Origin of the sequence: Streptomyces sp. SAI-135 (assembly GCF_029893805.1) — a bacterium.
Taxonomy (GTDB): domain Bacteria; phylum Actinomycetota; class Actinomycetes; order Streptomycetales; family Streptomycetaceae; genus Streptomyces.
This window is the reverse complement of the sequence record NZ_JARXYP010000002.1, coordinates 5,033,174-5,048,360: the sequence shown is the minus strand read 5'-3', so window position 1 is coordinate 5,048,360 and position 15,187 is coordinate 5,033,174. Positions and strand designations below refer to the sequence as shown.

Sequence of the window (15,187 nt, the reverse complement as noted above, 5' to 3'; positions counted from 1 at the left end):
TGGGGCGGGGTGGGGGACGGAGCCGGGATCACATGTGGCGAGCTCACATGTAGAGGCCGCCGTTGATGTCGATGACGGAACCGGTGGAGTAGCCGGCGCTCTCGGAGCAGAGGTGGAGCACGCTGCCGACGGCCTCGGCGACCGTGCCGTAACGCCCCATGGGCAGCCGGGACATGACGTCCTTCTTGGACTCCTCGGTACGGCGCTCGAAGGCGCCCGCCACCCGGTCGGTCGCGATCGGGCCGTGTGCGACGACGTTGGCCACCACTCCGGTGCCGGCCAGCTCATAGGCCATCTGCTTGGTCATGCCGATCACGGCGGCCTTGGCGCCGACGTACGCGGCGTTGTTGAAGTGGCTGTAGGTGCGGCCGCCCGCCGAGGCGAAGTTGACGATCCGGCCGTAGCCGTCGGCGGCCATGCGCGGGGCGCACACCTTGACCGCGATCCAGCTGCTGACCACGTTCTCCAGGTACGTCTGGTCGAAGTGGTCCCTGGTCAGGTCGGCGTAGCCGATGACGCGGGTGTCGCCGCCGACGCCGTTGACCAGGACCGAAGGGGCGAACCGGTCGACGATGTCGGTCAACTGGCGTTCCGCGGCCGGGATGTCGGTGATGTCGCCGACGACGGCCTCGACCTTGGTGATCCGGCCCAGTTCCTCGGCGAGCCGGTGCACGGCCGCCGCGTCGCGGTCGAACAGGACGAGGGTGTGGCCCTCTTCGGCCAGCCGGCGCGAGGCCTCCTTGAGGATGCCTCCGGCGGCGCCGATCAGCAGGGCGGTGCGGGGGGTGGGTGCGGACATGCCGGGTCACCTTGTCTCTCGGGTCAGCTGTTCTGCGGTGTCGAGGTCGTCACTTGTTCTGCGGTGTCGAGGTCGTCGGTCGGGGGAGCCGGCTCCTTGGCGAAGCCCGTGAGACGCGGCAGCAGCGCGAAGCCGAACGTCACCGCGCACCCGAGCCCGAGGACGGACAGCCACAGGGCCCCGTAGCCGTGGGCGTGGGCGAGGGCGAGACCGGCGGGGCTGCCGACGACGAACGCGGCGTTCCAGGCGAAGAAGTAGGAGCCCTGATAGGTGCCGCTGCGGCCGGCGGGCGCCCGGTCGGCGATGAAGGTCGCGGACATGGGGGCCCACAGCACCTCGCCGAGCGTCCACACGACGGTGGCGAGCGTGAAGGAGACCATGCCGTCGGCCAGGACGTTGGCGCCGAATCCGACGGCCATGAAGGCGGCGGCCAGGATCAGCGGGACGTGCGGTCGCAGCCCGCCGACGAGCCGGGGCACGAGCGGCAGCAGCAGGACGGACAGCACGGCGTTGACGGCGAGGACGAATCCGATGCCGCCGGCGGTCAGCCCGCTGTCCCGCATGTCCAGCGGGAGCGCGGAGTTGACCTGGAGGTAGATGCAGGCAAGCAGGAAGGTCAGCAGCAGGAAGGCGACCAGGACCGGGGTGCGGAAGGGCTCGGCGATTCCGCGCGCGGCCGATCCGAGGGCGGCCGCGACGCCACCGGGCCGGTCGTCGGTCCGGGCCGGCCGGGGGTCGACGGGCACCGCGAACACCAGGGCCGCGTACAGGAGGCTGGAGACCGCCCAGACGACGAAGAGGGCGCCGGGGCTCACTTCGAGCAGGAACCCGGAGAGCACGGGGCTGAGCGACATGCCGATGTTGAAGCCCACCAGGAAGAGGCTGTACGCCTTCGAGAACTGCTCCTGGGGCACGATCGCGGAGATCAGCCCGGCCCCGGCTGGGCGGTCGACGGCCGACAGGAAACCGGTGACCAACGACAGCGCGCACAGCGCGGCCACGTTGTCGGCGACGGCGAACAGCAGCGCCATCGCGGCGGTGAACGGCTGGGCCGCGACGATGGTGCGGCGGGGTCCGATCAGATCGGCGACCGCTCCTCCCACCAGCCCGGACAGCACCACTCCGGCTCCGAAGAGGCCGACGACGAGCGGGGTCGTGCCGGGTGCGACGAGACCGTTCTGCTCCAGGTAGAGGACGAGGAAGGCGGGGGCGAGCGTGCCGAGCCGGCTGACGGTCTGGCCGCACCACAGCAGCCAGAACGCCTTGGGGAGGGCCATCAGGAGCATCCCGTTCGTGTCGGTGTCGTCAGGGTCCGCGCCCGGCGCGGCGGCCGGCCGGGCTGGGGTCCGCGCGAGGCGCGGGCCGGGTGGGCGGGGGGCGGGCCGGTGCGGCCGAGGGTGCCGTAGGCGTAGGCGGCGGAGACCAGCGTCATGTGGTGGTGCCAGCCGGGGTAGGAGCGCCCCTCGAAGGCGCGCAGCCCGAAGTCGTCGGCCAGCCGCCGCATGGTGTCGGCCGCGCCGCTGTACAGCCGGGCCAGGGCCGGTGTCTCGCGGGCCGGCCGGTCCACGAGGTCGGTGAGCCAGAACCGGTCACCGCCGGACTCGTCGGGCCGGCGCTCCACGGTCAGCCGCAGGGCAAGGGGAACGCCGGGCACCCGGACCGCCACGACGGGCACCCCCGGGAACCTGTCCGGGAGCCGGGCGTCCTGGGCGGCGAGGAGATCCCGCACCCGCACTCCGCCACGGTCGGCCTGCCCGGGCAGAGCGCCGGCGACGGCCCGAAGGGGAGAAGCGGAGGGCACGAAGGGAACGGGGGGAACCTGGGGAACGGGGGTCACGGGGGACACGCCCTCACCGGCCCGCGCAGGCCCGGTTCCGCCGCCCCGCACGGCCTCGGCACCGGACGCACCGGCCCACCCGCCGGACCCGCCCGGTACGCCGGCCACCGCGGACACCGCGGACATGGCCCGTTCCGGCAGGACCACCAGGTCACCGGGTACGGCCACGACGAAGCGGCGCCCCCGGGCCGCGAGCCCGGCCGTCAGCGCCGCCGTGTCCGCGAACCCGACCAGGTCGGCGACGACCGGCAGGCCGTCCGGGCCGGTGCCCGCCGCGCCACCGGAGCGGGACGGGCCGACCCCGTCGACCAGGTCCAGCGCCTGGGCGGCGGCCGAGTCCTGGGTGCCGGCGGTGTCCTCGGGGACGCGGGCCCGGTCGCGCAGCCGCGGGTCCGCGGACCACGCTCCGGGCAGCAGCAGCCGCCAGTCGACGGGAACGGCCGCCCGGTCCGTGGCGAGGAACGCGCCGATGCCCACCTGGCAGTTGACGGTACGGCCCTCCTGCGGGACGAAGCGCCGGTGCACTCCGCAGGAGCTGTCACCGCGCTTGGGCAGCACCGCCGTGCCGAGGAGCAGGGCGCGGGGACCGGACCTGCGGACCACCCAGTCGGCCAGCCGGGCACGGACCGGCTCCCAGTCCCACGGGCTGGCGTTGACGAACTGGTGCAGGGCCTGGGCCGCCGTGGCCGAGTCCGACACGGAGGCCGCGAGCCGCCGTACCGTCTTGCGGCCCGGTGTCGTCAGCAGGCCCCGGGTGTAGACGCGGGCCCATCTGCGCTGGTCGGCGCGAGGCAGCCGCTCGAAGATCTCCGCGACGAAGGCGTCGAGGGCGTCGAAGGCGGGGTGGTCCGGGGAGCCGGCCCGGACCCGCGGTGCGGCAGGCCCGGGAGCCACCGTGGAAAACGCCCTCACCATGTCGCGTTCCCCTTTCTCTGGAGTGGACGGTCTCCGCCGGTTCGGAGCGCCCACCAAAAAAATAGAGAACGAACTCTTTGTTTTCAAGACGGAGGTCCCCCACCGAGTGCGACTTTGCCGAGTCCGCACCTGTGCACCGCCGTGACCTGCTGTTTTCACAAAGGTGCGAAGGCCGGCCGCAGCAGCGCCGCTTCGCTCAGCTCCCGCTCCGCCCTCGCCGTCCCGCGCTCACCGAGCTCCCGCGAGGAGAGGGCGACGGTCAGCGCGCCCTTGAAGGTGGACAGGTACAGCGAGCCCCCGGGCCCGCCGCCGGCCCCGCGGGCCGCGACGGTGCACAGCCCCGTGACCCGCGCGGCATGCGGTCCGAGCGCGGTGTCCACCGAGCCGGCGTCGACCACGCGCACCTCCGGTTCGCGGGCCCTAGTCTCCCGTTCGACCGCGTGGCGGATCCCGGTGTGCGGTCGCCGCTCCGGCCGCCAGGCCCGTCCGGCCGAGCACAGCACCGCCGCGTTCGCCCGCGCCCGGCCCAGCGTGTCCCCGGCCGCCCCGGCGTTCAGCCGGGCCCTCACCAGCCCCAGCACACATCCCGGTTCGGCGATCAACGTCCGCTCGGCGTACCGCCGGCGCAGGGACATCGCCGTGGCCACGGTGACCTCGGGCCGGCCGGTCTCGCGGGCGAGCGCGTCCGCCAGGACGGTCGTGAGGAACCCGCTCACCGTCACCCGCCCGGCCCGGCACCACTCGCGCAGCCGTCGGCTCTCGTACGGCGTCAGCGTGAGAGCCACGACTCCGGGCGCCAGGACACCGGGCGTACGGTCGTCACCGGGCCGGCTCCCGTCCCGGTGCGGTGCCTCGGTCCGGCCCGCTCGCGCCGCCCCGGGCCCGCACGCCCCGCACACACACCCGCCGCCGCCCTCGTAGGTGAGGTCGTCGGTGTCGGGCGGCAGCGCCTGCGCCGCGCGGTCGGCGGTGGCCGGGCCCGGGGTGTCGAACAGGGCGTCCAGCAGCGGCCGTACGAGCCGGCCGACGGAGTAGCCGTCGCAGATCGCGGGGTGCAGGGTGAGGCGGAAGCGTGTCGTCCCCGCCGGGCCGGGACCGGCCCGCAGCCGCCACAGCCGCTCCCCCGCCACCTCGTCGTCCGCCCCGGCCGGTGCCGTCAGCAGGGAGTGCGCGCCGGTCGGCACCCCCTGCCGGAAGCACAGCCCGCCGTCCGCGCCGGTGATCCGCAGCGACAGCAGCGGCAGCCGGGCGAGCCAGCCGCGCACCGCCCGCTCCACCCGCTCCGGTGAGAACGTGCCCCGCACGGTGAACGAGGTGGTGAGCCGCCCGCTCCCGCCCGTGAGGGCGTGGGTGTAGGCGAACGTGGCCTCCGTGCCGCTGAGTCCGCGCTCCCCCTCGCCCCCGCTCACGGGCCCTCACAGCGCACGGTGTTGGACAGGGTCACCCCGTGGCTCGCGAAGTCCAGGGTGACGCGGTCGCGGTCGGCCAGGCGGAAGCCGGCGTGGAAGCTGCTGCGGTCGGCGCCGAGGTAGACGTAGTGCACCCGGCCGGGGACGCTCAGGGCGTCGTACGAGAACAGCTCGGACATGATGTCGTCGAGGCCGTAGTGCAGGGCCTTGGTGCCGGTGGTGAACTCGCCCCGCCAGCACGGCTCGCCGTCCCGCTCGATCGTCACCTGCCCGGTGACGTGCCGCGGCGGCTCGTCGCGGAACAGCCAGGGCGCCACGGCCGCGTCGCAGAGCTTGGCGTAGGACAGGTGGCCGCGGTGGCGCCGGAAGCGGCCGATGTCGGTGAGGTCGTTGCCGAAGGTGTACCCGGTGTACCGGGGCCGGCCCGCCGCGTCGGTGACGTAGACGAGGACGACCTCCGCCTCCTCGGTCAGTGCGACGGACCCGACGGGTGCGCGCAGGTCCTGGCCGGGCAGTTTCAGCACGTCACCGAGGCCCTTGAGGAACCAGTTCGGCTGCGCCGGGGTGTCCGCGTCCACCTTGACGTTGTGGGTCTGCATGAAGCCGCCGACCATCGCGCCTCCGGGGTGGTCGGGCAGCAGCGGCGGCCGCAGGGTCACCTCCCCGGCGGGGACGGTCACCGCCTCGGCGTCGGCGGGGTCGTCGCCGGCGAGCAGCAGGTCGGCGAGGTTCCGGTCGCCGAGCGGCACGAGGCGCAGCGGCTCGCCCTCGACGGGCAGACCGAAGCCGATGTGACGGCGGCCCTGGTGATCGCATTCGAACAGTACGGTCATGGGAGTCCTTGCCTTTCGGGCATGAGGGGAAGCGGTCACAGGTCCCGTACCGCCCAGCGCTCGGCGTGCCCGGCGAGGACCATGCCCCAGCCGGTGCCGCCCGCGGGGCGAAGGGTGTTGGTGTCCCGGTCGACGGCCGGGGGCGGGGCGACGATCATCTGCGGGAAGAAGCGGTCGGACTGCCCGGCCTCGACGGTGAGCGCGTCCGGACGGGCGAAGGCCAGGGCGCGGCCCGCGTTGATGAGGGGGCCCACCTCGGCGACCTGGACCCCGAACTGGAAGCGGATCCCGTTCTCCCGGGCGTACGCGACGAGCGCGGCAGCCGGCAGCGGTCCCCCGTTCTTGGAGACGCGGATGTTGAAGGCGTCGCAGGACCCGGACTCGACCGCCCTGCGGGCGTCCCGGGCCGTGCACACCGACTCGTCCAGCATCACGCGCAGCCCGCCGTCCCGGCGCAGCGCGCGCAGCGCTTCCCAGGAGCCCTTGGGCAGGGGCTCCTCCACGTAGTCGGCGCCCGCCTCGCGCAGCCGGTGCGCGTGCCCGACCGCGTTCGCCGGCGTCCAGCTCATGTTGGCGTCGACCATCACCGGGACGTCGTCGCCGAGCTTGTCGCGGAGGGTGCGTACGGTCCTGGCGTCGTGCTCGACGTCGTCCGAGGCCTTGATCTTCACGAAGTGGAAGGGGCCGCGGGTGGCGAGGAACTCCTCGGTGTCCAGGCTGAGATCGAGCACCTGGGAGACGGGAAGGGTGGCAGGTGTCCCGGTTCCGGCGGCCGGACCGGGCGGCAGCAGGTCCTGCGCGCCCGCCCCGAGGCTGCGGCCCAGCCAGTCCAGGACCGCGGTCTCCAGCAGACAGAGCAGGTTGTTGCCCCCGTCGACACCGAAGACACGGGCGAAGCCGTCCCGGTGCAGCGACTCCAGCGTCTGCTCGGGCGGGTGTCCGGTGAGCCGGGCGAACAGGGCGCCGAGGTCCAGCTGTTCCAGCGCGCCGCGCACGCTCGCGGTGGTCTCGCCGGTGACGTACGAGCGCGGCGCGCACTCACCGAGGCCCGTCACTCCCCCGGCCGTCAGGCTCAGGACCAGGCTGTCGGAGGTGCGGCGGCGGGCGGCCGGATGGTCGAAGGGCGTCCGCATCGGCAGTTCGACGTGGTACAGCCGGGCCCGCCCGGCCTCAGACGCCACGGTTCACGCCCTGGAGCAGGGTGTACGTCGACGTCCAGTCGACCAGGTCGTCGCTGACGTCGGTGTAGAAGAGGTAGTGCCGGTCGGTGGGGAACCGCATGAGTGCGCCCCGCCCGGCCACCAGGTCCTGGAAGACGGACTGGGCGGCGTCGAGGTCCACGATCGGGTCGGTGATCCCGGAGACGAAGGTGGCCGCGGGCACCGGCGCGGTGGTGGGCCCGCCGGTCAGATAGCGCTGCTCCAGGTCGAGCAGCACGGCCCGCGAGCGGCGCGTCAACTGCCGTACGGCCAGGTCGTCGTGGTCGATGAAGTGCTGGTACTTGGCCTCGTCGGTGAAGTCGCCGGCCCGCAGGCCCGCGTCCCACAGCTGCTCGTCGCGGTTCGCCGCGATCGCCTGCCGGGTCTCCGCGTCGAGGGTGGCGTGCATCCGGCCGAGCCAGGAGGAGCAGAACACGGCGGCGTCGTACGAGGTGGTGAACCCCTCGTGGCACATCAGGGCCGCCATGAAGGAGCCGCCGAGGCAGTGTCCGAACAGGGACAGGGGCACGGTGTCGCCGATCATCTCCCGGACGAGCGCGGCGGCCTGCGCGTAGTCGTCGAGGACGGTGCCGGCGTCCGGTATCTCGCCGCGTGCGCCGGGGCTGATCCCGCTGCCGCGCCGGTCGAGGACGAAGAACGCGATGTCGTTGTCGGCGAAGCGCGGGCCCACTTCCCACAGCCACCCGGCGTGGCTCTGGAGTCCGTGGAAGTAGAAGACGGCTCCCTTGATCCGCTCGGGCCGCCAGACGTGCAGGGCGAGCCGGGTGTCTCCGCACGGTACGTCGATGATCTCGCGGCGGATGTTCTGCGGGGGCCTGATGGTCTCGATCACGGTCGAACTCCTGTTGCTCGAAGGGTGGTTGACTGCTCAGCCGACGATGGCGTCGACGAAGTCGACGTCCTGCTGGAAGGGCTTGTACTTGTACTGGGTGGCGTTGCCCCGCTGCCGCCGGGACTCGACGTACGCGGCGATCGCGCCCTGCGCCACGGTGCGCACCCGCAGTCCGGCGAGGCGGCCGCTGTCGCGTTTCGAGGCGTACTCGATGTTGATGACGGACAGCTCGCGGTCGATCGCGCCGGACAGTTCCCGGTCCAACTCCGCCGCGGGCTCCGGCACTTCGACGACGACCGTGTAGGAGGGCAGCTCGTCCCAGCGCGGTCCGCACATGTACAGCCCGGTCTCCAGGCCGCCGGCCGCGAGGCCCTGGCGGATGGCCTGGGTGACCTGGCCCTCGGTGATCTTCTCGCCGGTGAAGGAGTGGAAGACGCCGTCGCGGTGGGTGAAGTGGATCCAGGGCGTGCCGTCCACGATCCGGTCGACGCGGTAGATGTCCCCGGTCCACAGCCGGTACAGGCCGTTCCCCTGGGACATGATCAGGTGGTAGTCGCGGCCCGCCTCCACCTCGTCGTACAGCAGCGTCTCGACCTTCTCGCCGGCGTCCAGGAGCGCGCCCAGCGGTACGTCGGCGGGGACGAACTCGAAGTAGGCCTGGCTGACCGCGAGCGGCTGGCTCTCCAGCGTGTCGTCCACGGGGATGGTGGTGACGCCCTCGGTGCCGCAGCTCATGAACGGGAGCTTGGCGACGCCGGGCAGGACGGCGTCCAGGCGCGGCCGGTACAGCTCGGCGGAGGCCGACAGCCAGCAGCTGTACAGGGTCAGGGACGGCCAGACGTCGACCAGGCTGAAGTCGTCCTTCGCCAGCACGACGTCGAGGTGTGCGGCGGCCCGCTCGTCGGGATCGGTCCAGGGCCTGCCGTGCAGAGTTCCCTCGCGCAGGTCGCGCACCAGCTCGGCGCCGTGCTCCGCGATCAGGTCGCGCAAGGAGACCAGGGTGCTGGGGTTGATGGCCGAGATGTAGTGCAGGTCCTTGCCGACGAGGTTGCGCACCCGGTGGTACATCCGCCCGGCGTGGCTGGTGGGCGTGTCGGGGCCGAACCACGGGGACTCGTACCACGGCGGGTTCCAGTCCCGGCTGTTGAGCTGCGGGTGCCGGTTGCTGATGGCCTGGTGCTCGACCCCGTGCACGAAGTCGTAGACGTCCTCGCGGACCGTCTGGGTGTCCAGGGTGGCCCAGGGGTGCGCGAGGATCTCGGGGTGGAGCTCCAGGCAGGTGCCCCACATGGCCTTCATGGCGGGGATCCGGTACGTCAGCAGCCAGTGCAGCGTGTACGGGACCCGCTTGGGGGTGCCGGTCGTGCCGCTGGTCTTCAGCCAGCGCAGCACCGGGCTGCACGACAGGATGCCGCCCTTGGTGCGGGTCTCGCGGTCGATCTCCTCGACGAAGTCGTTGTAGCGCATGACCGGCAGGACCGACCGGAAGCGGGCCGGGTCGGCGGCGATCACGTCGTACCCCTTCTCCTTCCAGTGCAGTGAGGCGGCGCCGATGTCGATGAGGTCGTCGAGGACGCGGGCCTGGGCGCCGGCCGGGTCCTTCAGGTCGGCGAGCAGGTTCTGCCGGGCCCGCAGGCACTCGTCGACGAAGGGGTCACGCCGTGTCTGCCAGTGCTGCTGCCACGGGGACGTCTGCGGGAGCTGGGTGATCTGCGCTGTGTCCACTGCTGTCTCTCCTCGATGAACCGTGCCGACGGCCCGTTTTCGGGCATGGGTCGGCACCGCGCGGCGGTGGCCGGACGGTGGGGTGGTGGATGGATCAGGTGAGGTGCTGGTGCGGGAGGACCGCCGGTCAGGCGTCGTGCGCCGGTGCGGTCTCGCCGGCCACGAGCGCGGCCAGTTCGTTCAGGTCGTACAGGGCCTGGCGCCGCGTCCCGTAACGGGTGAGCTTGCCGCGGCGGGCCCACTGGCGGATCGTGCCCTCGCGGACGTCCAGGGCGAGCGCCGCCAGCGAGGTGGGGACGCGGGTGCCGCGGCCGGGGTGCGCGCTGTTCATGCCGTCTCCTCGGTCTCGGACATCGACTGACGTCGGTTCAGCAGGAGCCACTGGCGTGGCGTCAGGACGTGCCCGGCGCCGCACATCGGTCCGCGCAGCACCAGGTTCTCGCCGCCCCGCTCGGGCAGCGTCACCTCGGCCTCGCAGCCCGGTTCGACGCAGCGGCCGAGCGGGACGAGGTCGGGCCTGGGAGGTGCGACCACGAGCCGCAGGGCGGTGGCCACCCGGGCGATCTCGTCGGCCGCCTCTCCCGCGGCGGGGTGCGCGGCCAGCAGGCCCACATGCCGGCCGAGGAAGGCGGCCAGCGCGGGCACGGTCCGCTCCGGCGGCCGGCCGGTCCCCGTCTCGTCCAGCACCAGCCGCGCCCAGGAGGCCAGGCGTACGACGGCGTCGTGCCGGGCCTCCAGCGCCGTGTCGCTCACGGGCGGGGGGTCGGGGCGGTGACCGGTGACGCGGGCCAGGCCGCCCTGCCGGGCGGGGAGCACCAGGTGCTGCTCGCTCTCGCGGTGCAGCGCGGGCAGGGCGGCCAGATCGGCGGCCAGGGCGCGCCCGCACGGTCCGCACAGCCGGGCATCCGGTTCGGCGGGCCTGCGCCGCAGGGCACCGGAGCGGGCCGCGCGGCGACAGCGGTTCGACGCGCACTGCGCCGGGAGGGAGGGTCGGGAAGTCGGATCGGCCATGGTCGCCTCACCTTCGGGGAGCTCGGCAAAAACAGAAGGAACGGGAGGAACGGGAGAACCCGGGCAACAAAAAAGCGCCGCTCGATGGCGGCGCTACGGCAGTGCGAGTGTTCCTGGAAGAGGACAGACTGCCTCGCGAAAGAGTGTTACACGGCTGCTGCGACGGGCGCAAGGGGCTGCCGGAAGAGATGTGGAGCGGGAGAACGAGGACGGCAGGTGCCGTCCGCCCGGCAGCCGCGGGGCGGACGGCACCTGCCGTCGCGGGGCACACGTCAGCGGGGCACCGGCACACCGAGCACCCGGTCGCGCAGGACGGGGAACTCGGCCCGCGTCTTCGCGACGAGCGCCGGATCGAGGTCCACGACGAGCGTCTCCTCGCCCGGACCCGCCTCGGCCACCGTCTCGCCCCACGGGTCGACGACCACGCTGTGGCCGGCCTGTTCGACGCCGGCGTGCGTGCCGGCCGTACCGCAGGCGAGGACGTACGCCTGGGACTCCACGGCACGGGCGCGGGCCAGCAGCGACCAGTGGGCACGGCGTGCGGCGGGCCAGCCGGCCGGGACGAGGAGCAGTTCGGCGCCGGCGTCCACCAGCAGCCGGAACTGCTCGGGGAAACGCAGGTCGTAGCAGGTGGCGAGGCCCGCCGTCAGCCCTGCGGTGGCGTCCCCGTCCAGCACGGCCGTGACGGTCTCCTCGCCCCGGGCCAGCAGCGCGGCCTCGCCGCCGTCGAAGCCGAAGCGGTGGATCTTGCGGTACGTGCGGGACAGCCCGCCGTCGGGTCCGAACAGCAGGGAGGTGTTGTACAACTCGCCGGCCGGACCGCGTTCGATGATCGACCCGGCGTGCAGCCACACCTGTGCCGCCGCCGCGGCCGCGCCCATCTCCCGGGCGGTGGGGCCGTCCAGCGGCTCGGCGTGCTCGGCGAACGCGTCGAAGGCGAACGCCCCGACCGTCCACAGTTCCGGCAGCACCACCAGGTCGCTGGTGTGCTGCCGGCGGACGAGTTCGGACACGCGGGCCCGCCGCTCGTCGGCCGGTTCGTCGGGTCGTACGGCGATCTGGAGGACTGAGGCGCGCACGGGGTCTCCGTTTCGTGGTCGGTGGCTGTCGGGCACGGTGCGTGGGTCAGCGCAGGTGGGAAGCGCCGTTGACGTCGAGCACGGCACCGCTGCACCACTCGGCGCGGGCGCTGCTGAGCCAGGCCACCGCGGCCGCGACGTCCGAGGGCACGGCGATCCTGCCGAGCGGACTCTGGCTGCGCACCTCCTCCTCGACGGCTCCGACGAGCACAGGTTCGGTGAGGTCGGTGCGCACGAACCCGGGCGCCACGGCGGTCACCGCGATGCCGAGCGGTCCCAGCGACTGGGCGAGCGACTGGGTCAGCGCGTGCAGGGCGGCCTTGGTCGCTCCGTAGGCGGGGGCGTCGGGTTCGCCCCGGTAGGCGCCGCGCGAGCCGACGTTGACGATGCAGGCGCCCTGCGGTCCCTGGAGGCGGTGCCGCAGATGGTCGACCAGGCACCAGATCAGATCGGCCGGGCCCAGCAGGTTGACGTCGACCAGGCGCCGCCAGTCGGCCTGCCAGTCCTCGTAGGAGGTGGTGGCGACGGGCTGTTCGGCGTACACACCCGCGTTGTTGACGAGCACGTCGACCGTGCCGAGCCCGGCGACCGCGGCGTCGACGATCTCCCGGGCCGCGCCGGGGGCGCCGAGATCGCCGGTGACCAGGACGTGGCCGGTGCCGGGCAGGGTGTCGAGCACGTCCTGCGCGGCCGCGGAGTCGGCGCGGCAGTGCACGGCCACGCGGTGCCCGGCGGCGGCGAGTTCGGTCGCGACGGCGGCCCCGATGCCCCGGGAGCCACCGGTGACGAGCGCACAGCGTCGAGTCATGGATCGAGCCTTTTCGTGGAGGGACAGGGGATCATGGGGCGCGGGGTCAGGCCGGGTCGCGCAGGGGCGAGCGCGAGGCGGCCGCCGGACACTCGTCGGCGGCCGGCGGGGGCGAGCCGGTGGCGAGCGGTGAGCCGGTGGCGAGCGGTGAGCCGGTGGCGAGCGGTGAGCCGGTGACGAGCACCAGGGCCCACAGGCACTCCAGTTGGGCGAGCACCTCCTTGCCGGTGCGGCCCTCCCGCAGCGCCGCCTCGGCACCGGCCGTCAGGTAGACGGCCAGCAGCTCCAGTTCTTCCGGCCGGGGCCCGCAGCCGGGGCCCGGCGGTTCGGGGGCGAGGGCCACCAGGTCGCGCAGGACGGCCCGCCAGACGGTGTGCCAGCGGGAGGGCACGGCCCGCTCCTGGGTCAGCCGGGCCGCCGCGCGGACGGTGACCTCCTCGTCCAGCAGCCGGGCCACGACGAGGGTGAACTCCACGACCGGCAGGAGGGCGCCCATCGGGGTGAGCCGGGTCAGTGCCCCCCGGGTGATGGTCTCCGCCTCCTGGCAGACCGCGCTCGCCAGGTCCGCCTTGGCGCGGAAGTGGAAGGTGAGCGCGCCCATCGTCATCCCGCAGGCCCGGTGCACGGCGGACAGCGAGGTGCCGGCGTATCCGTGCCGGTCGAACTCGATGGCCGCCGCCGCGATCAGCGCCTGGCGGGTGCGCTCCGCTCTCACCTGCTTGACCATGGGCCTGACCTCGGTATTCATCACGGGAACTGACTCCACGGGCCGCCCGGACAGCGGTGCTGCGCGCCAGGTGCCGGAGGAGGGGGCCCGTCGTGGGCCTCCCGTCCGCTCGCGCCGCTGTGGATGACGGGAGGCCGCCGGCCCCGGTCCTGCGAACGTACCGCCGGTTCACTGCGCGGACACCTTCCGTGCCCGGCTCCGCGACGACTTGGCCAAGTTGGACGCGACTTCCCCGGTTTCCACCCGGCTTCCCCACAACTGCGCCGGTCCGCCCGGGACTTCGCCGGTGGTACGAGGCCGGTGCGGCGGTCCGGTCAGCCGACCGCGAGGTGGGCCCGGTACCAGGGCGCCGCACCGGCCAGCCGCTCCAGCGGACCGGGGCCCGCGGCGCATCCCGCGAGCCGCCAGACCTCCTCGCTCTCGTACCAGTGGTCGAGCGCCAGCAGGGCGAACTGGCGCTCGCTGATCCGGCCGGGCACCTCCCTCAGCCGTCGCAGGCACTGCTCCCAGGTCAAGTCGTCGGTGACCGACGGCAGTACGTCCAGTTCGGCGAGCCTCGCCAGGAGGTCGCCGCCGCGCACCGGCACCGGGTGCCCGGCGTGGAAGATCCCGGACGGCACGGCGTCCGGTGCCGTGGCCAGGGCCGTGATCAGCCGCGCCAGGTCCTCGACGGCGACGAGGGAGAGCTGTCCGCGCCCGCCGTCCCAGCGGGCGGGGACCCGCCGCAGCAGTTCGCGCAGTCCGGGCACCACCCAGCGGTCCCCGGCGCCGAGGACGAGACCGGGGCGGAGGACGACGGCGCCCGCGTCGAGCGCGATCCGCTCCGCGGCCAGCCGGGTCCGGCTGGCCGCGGACACGGGGGCGGGGGTGACACCGTCGACGGGGATGCCGCGGTGCGGGCCGGGCCCGTAGACCGCCGCCGTGGACAGGTGCACGATGCGCCGCACCCCGGCCCGCCGGGCCTCCCCGACGACGGCCCGGGTGCCGCCGATGTTGGTCCGCTCGCACTCGTGCTGCGTGCCGTCGACGCGGGCGGCGAGGTGGACGAGGACGTCCACCCCGTCCGCCGCCCCGTCGAGCGACGCGGGATCCGAGAGGTCCGCGGGCCGCCACTCCACGCCCGCCTGCTGCTCGGCCGGCGGGGTGCGGACGAGGGCCCGCACCTCCAGGTTCCGGCCGTCCGCCCGTTCGCGCAGCAGCCGGTTCAGCACCGCCCCGCCGACGAAGCCCGTGGCACCGGTCAGCAGCACCCGCAGCGGTCTCATGAAACGGTCTCCTCCGCCTCGTCCGCGTCCTGCGGCACCTCGGGGGCACCGCTGTTCTCCGGGAACTCCAGCGTGGCGACGACCTCCGGGGGCGCGAGGGCCGGCAGCAGGCAGCGCAGCATGCTCTCTATGCGTTCGGGCAGGTCGCCGCGGGCGCTGGAGAGCCGCGACATGATCTGCGTACCGGTGTACGCGGCGACGATCACCTGGGCGAACGCGGCCTCGTCGACCTCCGGGCGCAGCTGGCCCAGGTCACGGGCCTCGGCGAGGTGGGTGCGGAACTGCTCGGCCCACCAGTCGTAGATCGAGTAGTTGAGCAGGTTCACCTCGCTCTGCTCGACGGCGAGCCGGACGCCGGCGCGGAACAGGACGTTGGAGCGCATCTCCACGGCCAGGTACTGGCACACGTCGATGAGCTGCTGCAGGCCCTGCTTCCCGGTGGGCCACTTCAGCTCGGCGGCCTGTTCGACGATGACCGCCCGGGCCAGTTCCTCCTTCGACTTGAAGTGGAAGTACATGGCTCCGGTTGTGGTCTCGGCTCTGCGCAGGATCGCGTTGAGACCCGCTCCGTGGTAGCCGACCTGGTCGAACATCTCCGCGGCCGCGCGGATGAGCGCGGCCCGCGTCCGCTCCGCGCGCTCCTGCCGTTGTCGTGCCATCGGCAGACTCCTCGTACCTGTAGACAAACAAAAAGAACGACCTCTATTTTATTCACGTCGAGGCCGCC

General features: G+C 73.4%; 15 protein-coding genes. All 15 read right to left on the bottom strand.

Annotation, left to right across the window (positions count from 1 at the left end):
• Window positions 1-43 precede the first annotated feature (43 nt).
• Window positions 44-799: an SDR family NAD(P)-dependent oxidoreductase gene (locus M2163_RS27400; RefSeq protein ID WP_280895295.1), complete on the bottom strand. Its 756-nt coding sequence runs from the start codon at window positions 797-799 to the stop codon at window positions 44-46.
• Window positions 800-822: 23 nt separating this feature from the next.
• A complete protein-coding gene (locus M2163_RS27395) occupies window positions 823-2,076 on the bottom strand; it encodes an MFS transporter (RefSeq protein WP_280895294.1) in 1,254 nt (417 codons plus the stop codon).
• Window positions 2,076-3,551: a transposase gene (locus tag M2163_RS27390; RefSeq protein WP_280895293.1), complete on the bottom strand. Its 1,476-nt coding sequence runs from the start codon at window positions 3,549-3,551 to the stop codon at window positions 2,076-2,078. The genes M2163_RS27395 and M2163_RS27390 overlap by 1 nt, the downstream gene beginning before the upstream one ends.
• A gap of 155 nt (window positions 3,552-3,706) precedes the next feature.
• Window positions 3,707-4,960: a hypothetical protein gene (locus M2163_RS27385; RefSeq protein ID WP_280895292.1), complete on the bottom strand. Its 1,254-nt coding sequence runs from the start codon at window positions 4,958-4,960 to the stop codon at window positions 3,707-3,709.
• A complete protein-coding gene (locus M2163_RS27380) occupies window positions 4,957-5,793 on the bottom strand; it encodes an FAH family protein (protein WP_280850199.1) in 837 nt (278 codons plus the stop codon). The genes M2163_RS27385 and M2163_RS27380 overlap by 4 nt, the downstream gene beginning before the upstream one ends.
• A 35-nt stretch (window positions 5,794-5,828) precedes the next feature.
• Complete coding sequence (locus tag M2163_RS27375) at window positions 5,829-6,974, bottom strand: enolase C-terminal domain-like protein (RefSeq protein ID WP_280895291.1); 1,146 nt, start codon at window positions 6,972-6,974, stop codon at window positions 5,829-5,831.
• A complete protein-coding gene (locus M2163_RS27370; protein WP_280850201.1) occupies window positions 6,964-7,845 on the bottom strand; it encodes an alpha/beta fold hydrolase in 882 nt (293 codons plus the stop codon). Before M2163_RS27370 ends, M2163_RS27375 begins: the two co-directional genes overlap by 11 nt.
• A 36-nt stretch (window positions 7,846-7,881) precedes the next feature.
• Complete coding sequence (locus M2163_RS27365) at window positions 7,882-9,570, bottom strand: GH3 auxin-responsive promoter family protein (protein ID WP_280895290.1); 1,689 nt, start codon at window positions 9,568-9,570, stop codon at window positions 7,882-7,884.
• Between the two features lie 127 nt (window positions 9,571-9,697).
• Window positions 9,698-9,901, bottom strand: a complete 204-nt coding sequence (locus M2163_RS27360; RefSeq protein WP_280850202.1) for a hypothetical protein — start codon at window positions 9,899-9,901, stop codon at window positions 9,698-9,700.
• Window positions 9,898-10,581 carry a hypothetical protein gene (locus tag M2163_RS27355; protein ID WP_280895289.1) on the bottom strand — a complete coding sequence of 228 codons (684 nt, stop codon included), beginning with the start codon at window positions 10,579-10,581 and terminating at the stop codon, window positions 9,898-9,900. Before M2163_RS27355 ends, M2163_RS27360 begins: the two co-directional genes overlap by 4 nt.
• A gap of 272 nt (window positions 10,582-10,853) precedes the next feature.
• Entirely contained in the window at window positions 10,854-11,660 is an 807-nt protein-coding gene (locus M2163_RS27350) for a carbon-nitrogen family hydrolase (RefSeq protein WP_280850204.1), read from the bottom strand.
• A gap of 46 nt (window positions 11,661-11,706) precedes the next feature.
• A complete protein-coding gene (locus M2163_RS27345) occupies window positions 11,707-12,468 on the bottom strand; it encodes an SDR family oxidoreductase (RefSeq protein WP_280850205.1) in 762 nt (253 codons plus the stop codon).
• A gap of 46 nt (window positions 12,469-12,514) precedes the next feature.
• Entirely contained in the window at window positions 12,515-13,195 is a 681-nt protein-coding gene (locus M2163_RS27340; protein ID WP_280895288.1) for a TetR family transcriptional regulator, read from the bottom strand.
• Between the two features lie 314 nt (window positions 13,196-13,509).
• Window positions 13,510-14,460: an NAD-dependent epimerase/dehydratase family protein gene (locus M2163_RS27335; RefSeq protein ID WP_280895287.1), complete on the bottom strand. Its 951-nt coding sequence runs from the start codon at window positions 14,458-14,460 to the stop codon at window positions 13,510-13,512.
• A complete protein-coding gene (locus tag M2163_RS27330; RefSeq protein ID WP_280850208.1) occupies window positions 14,457-15,119 on the bottom strand; it encodes a ScbR family autoregulator-binding transcription factor in 663 nt (220 codons plus the stop codon). Before M2163_RS27330 ends, M2163_RS27335 begins: the two co-directional genes overlap by 4 nt.
• Window positions 15,120-15,187 lie beyond the last annotated feature (68 nt).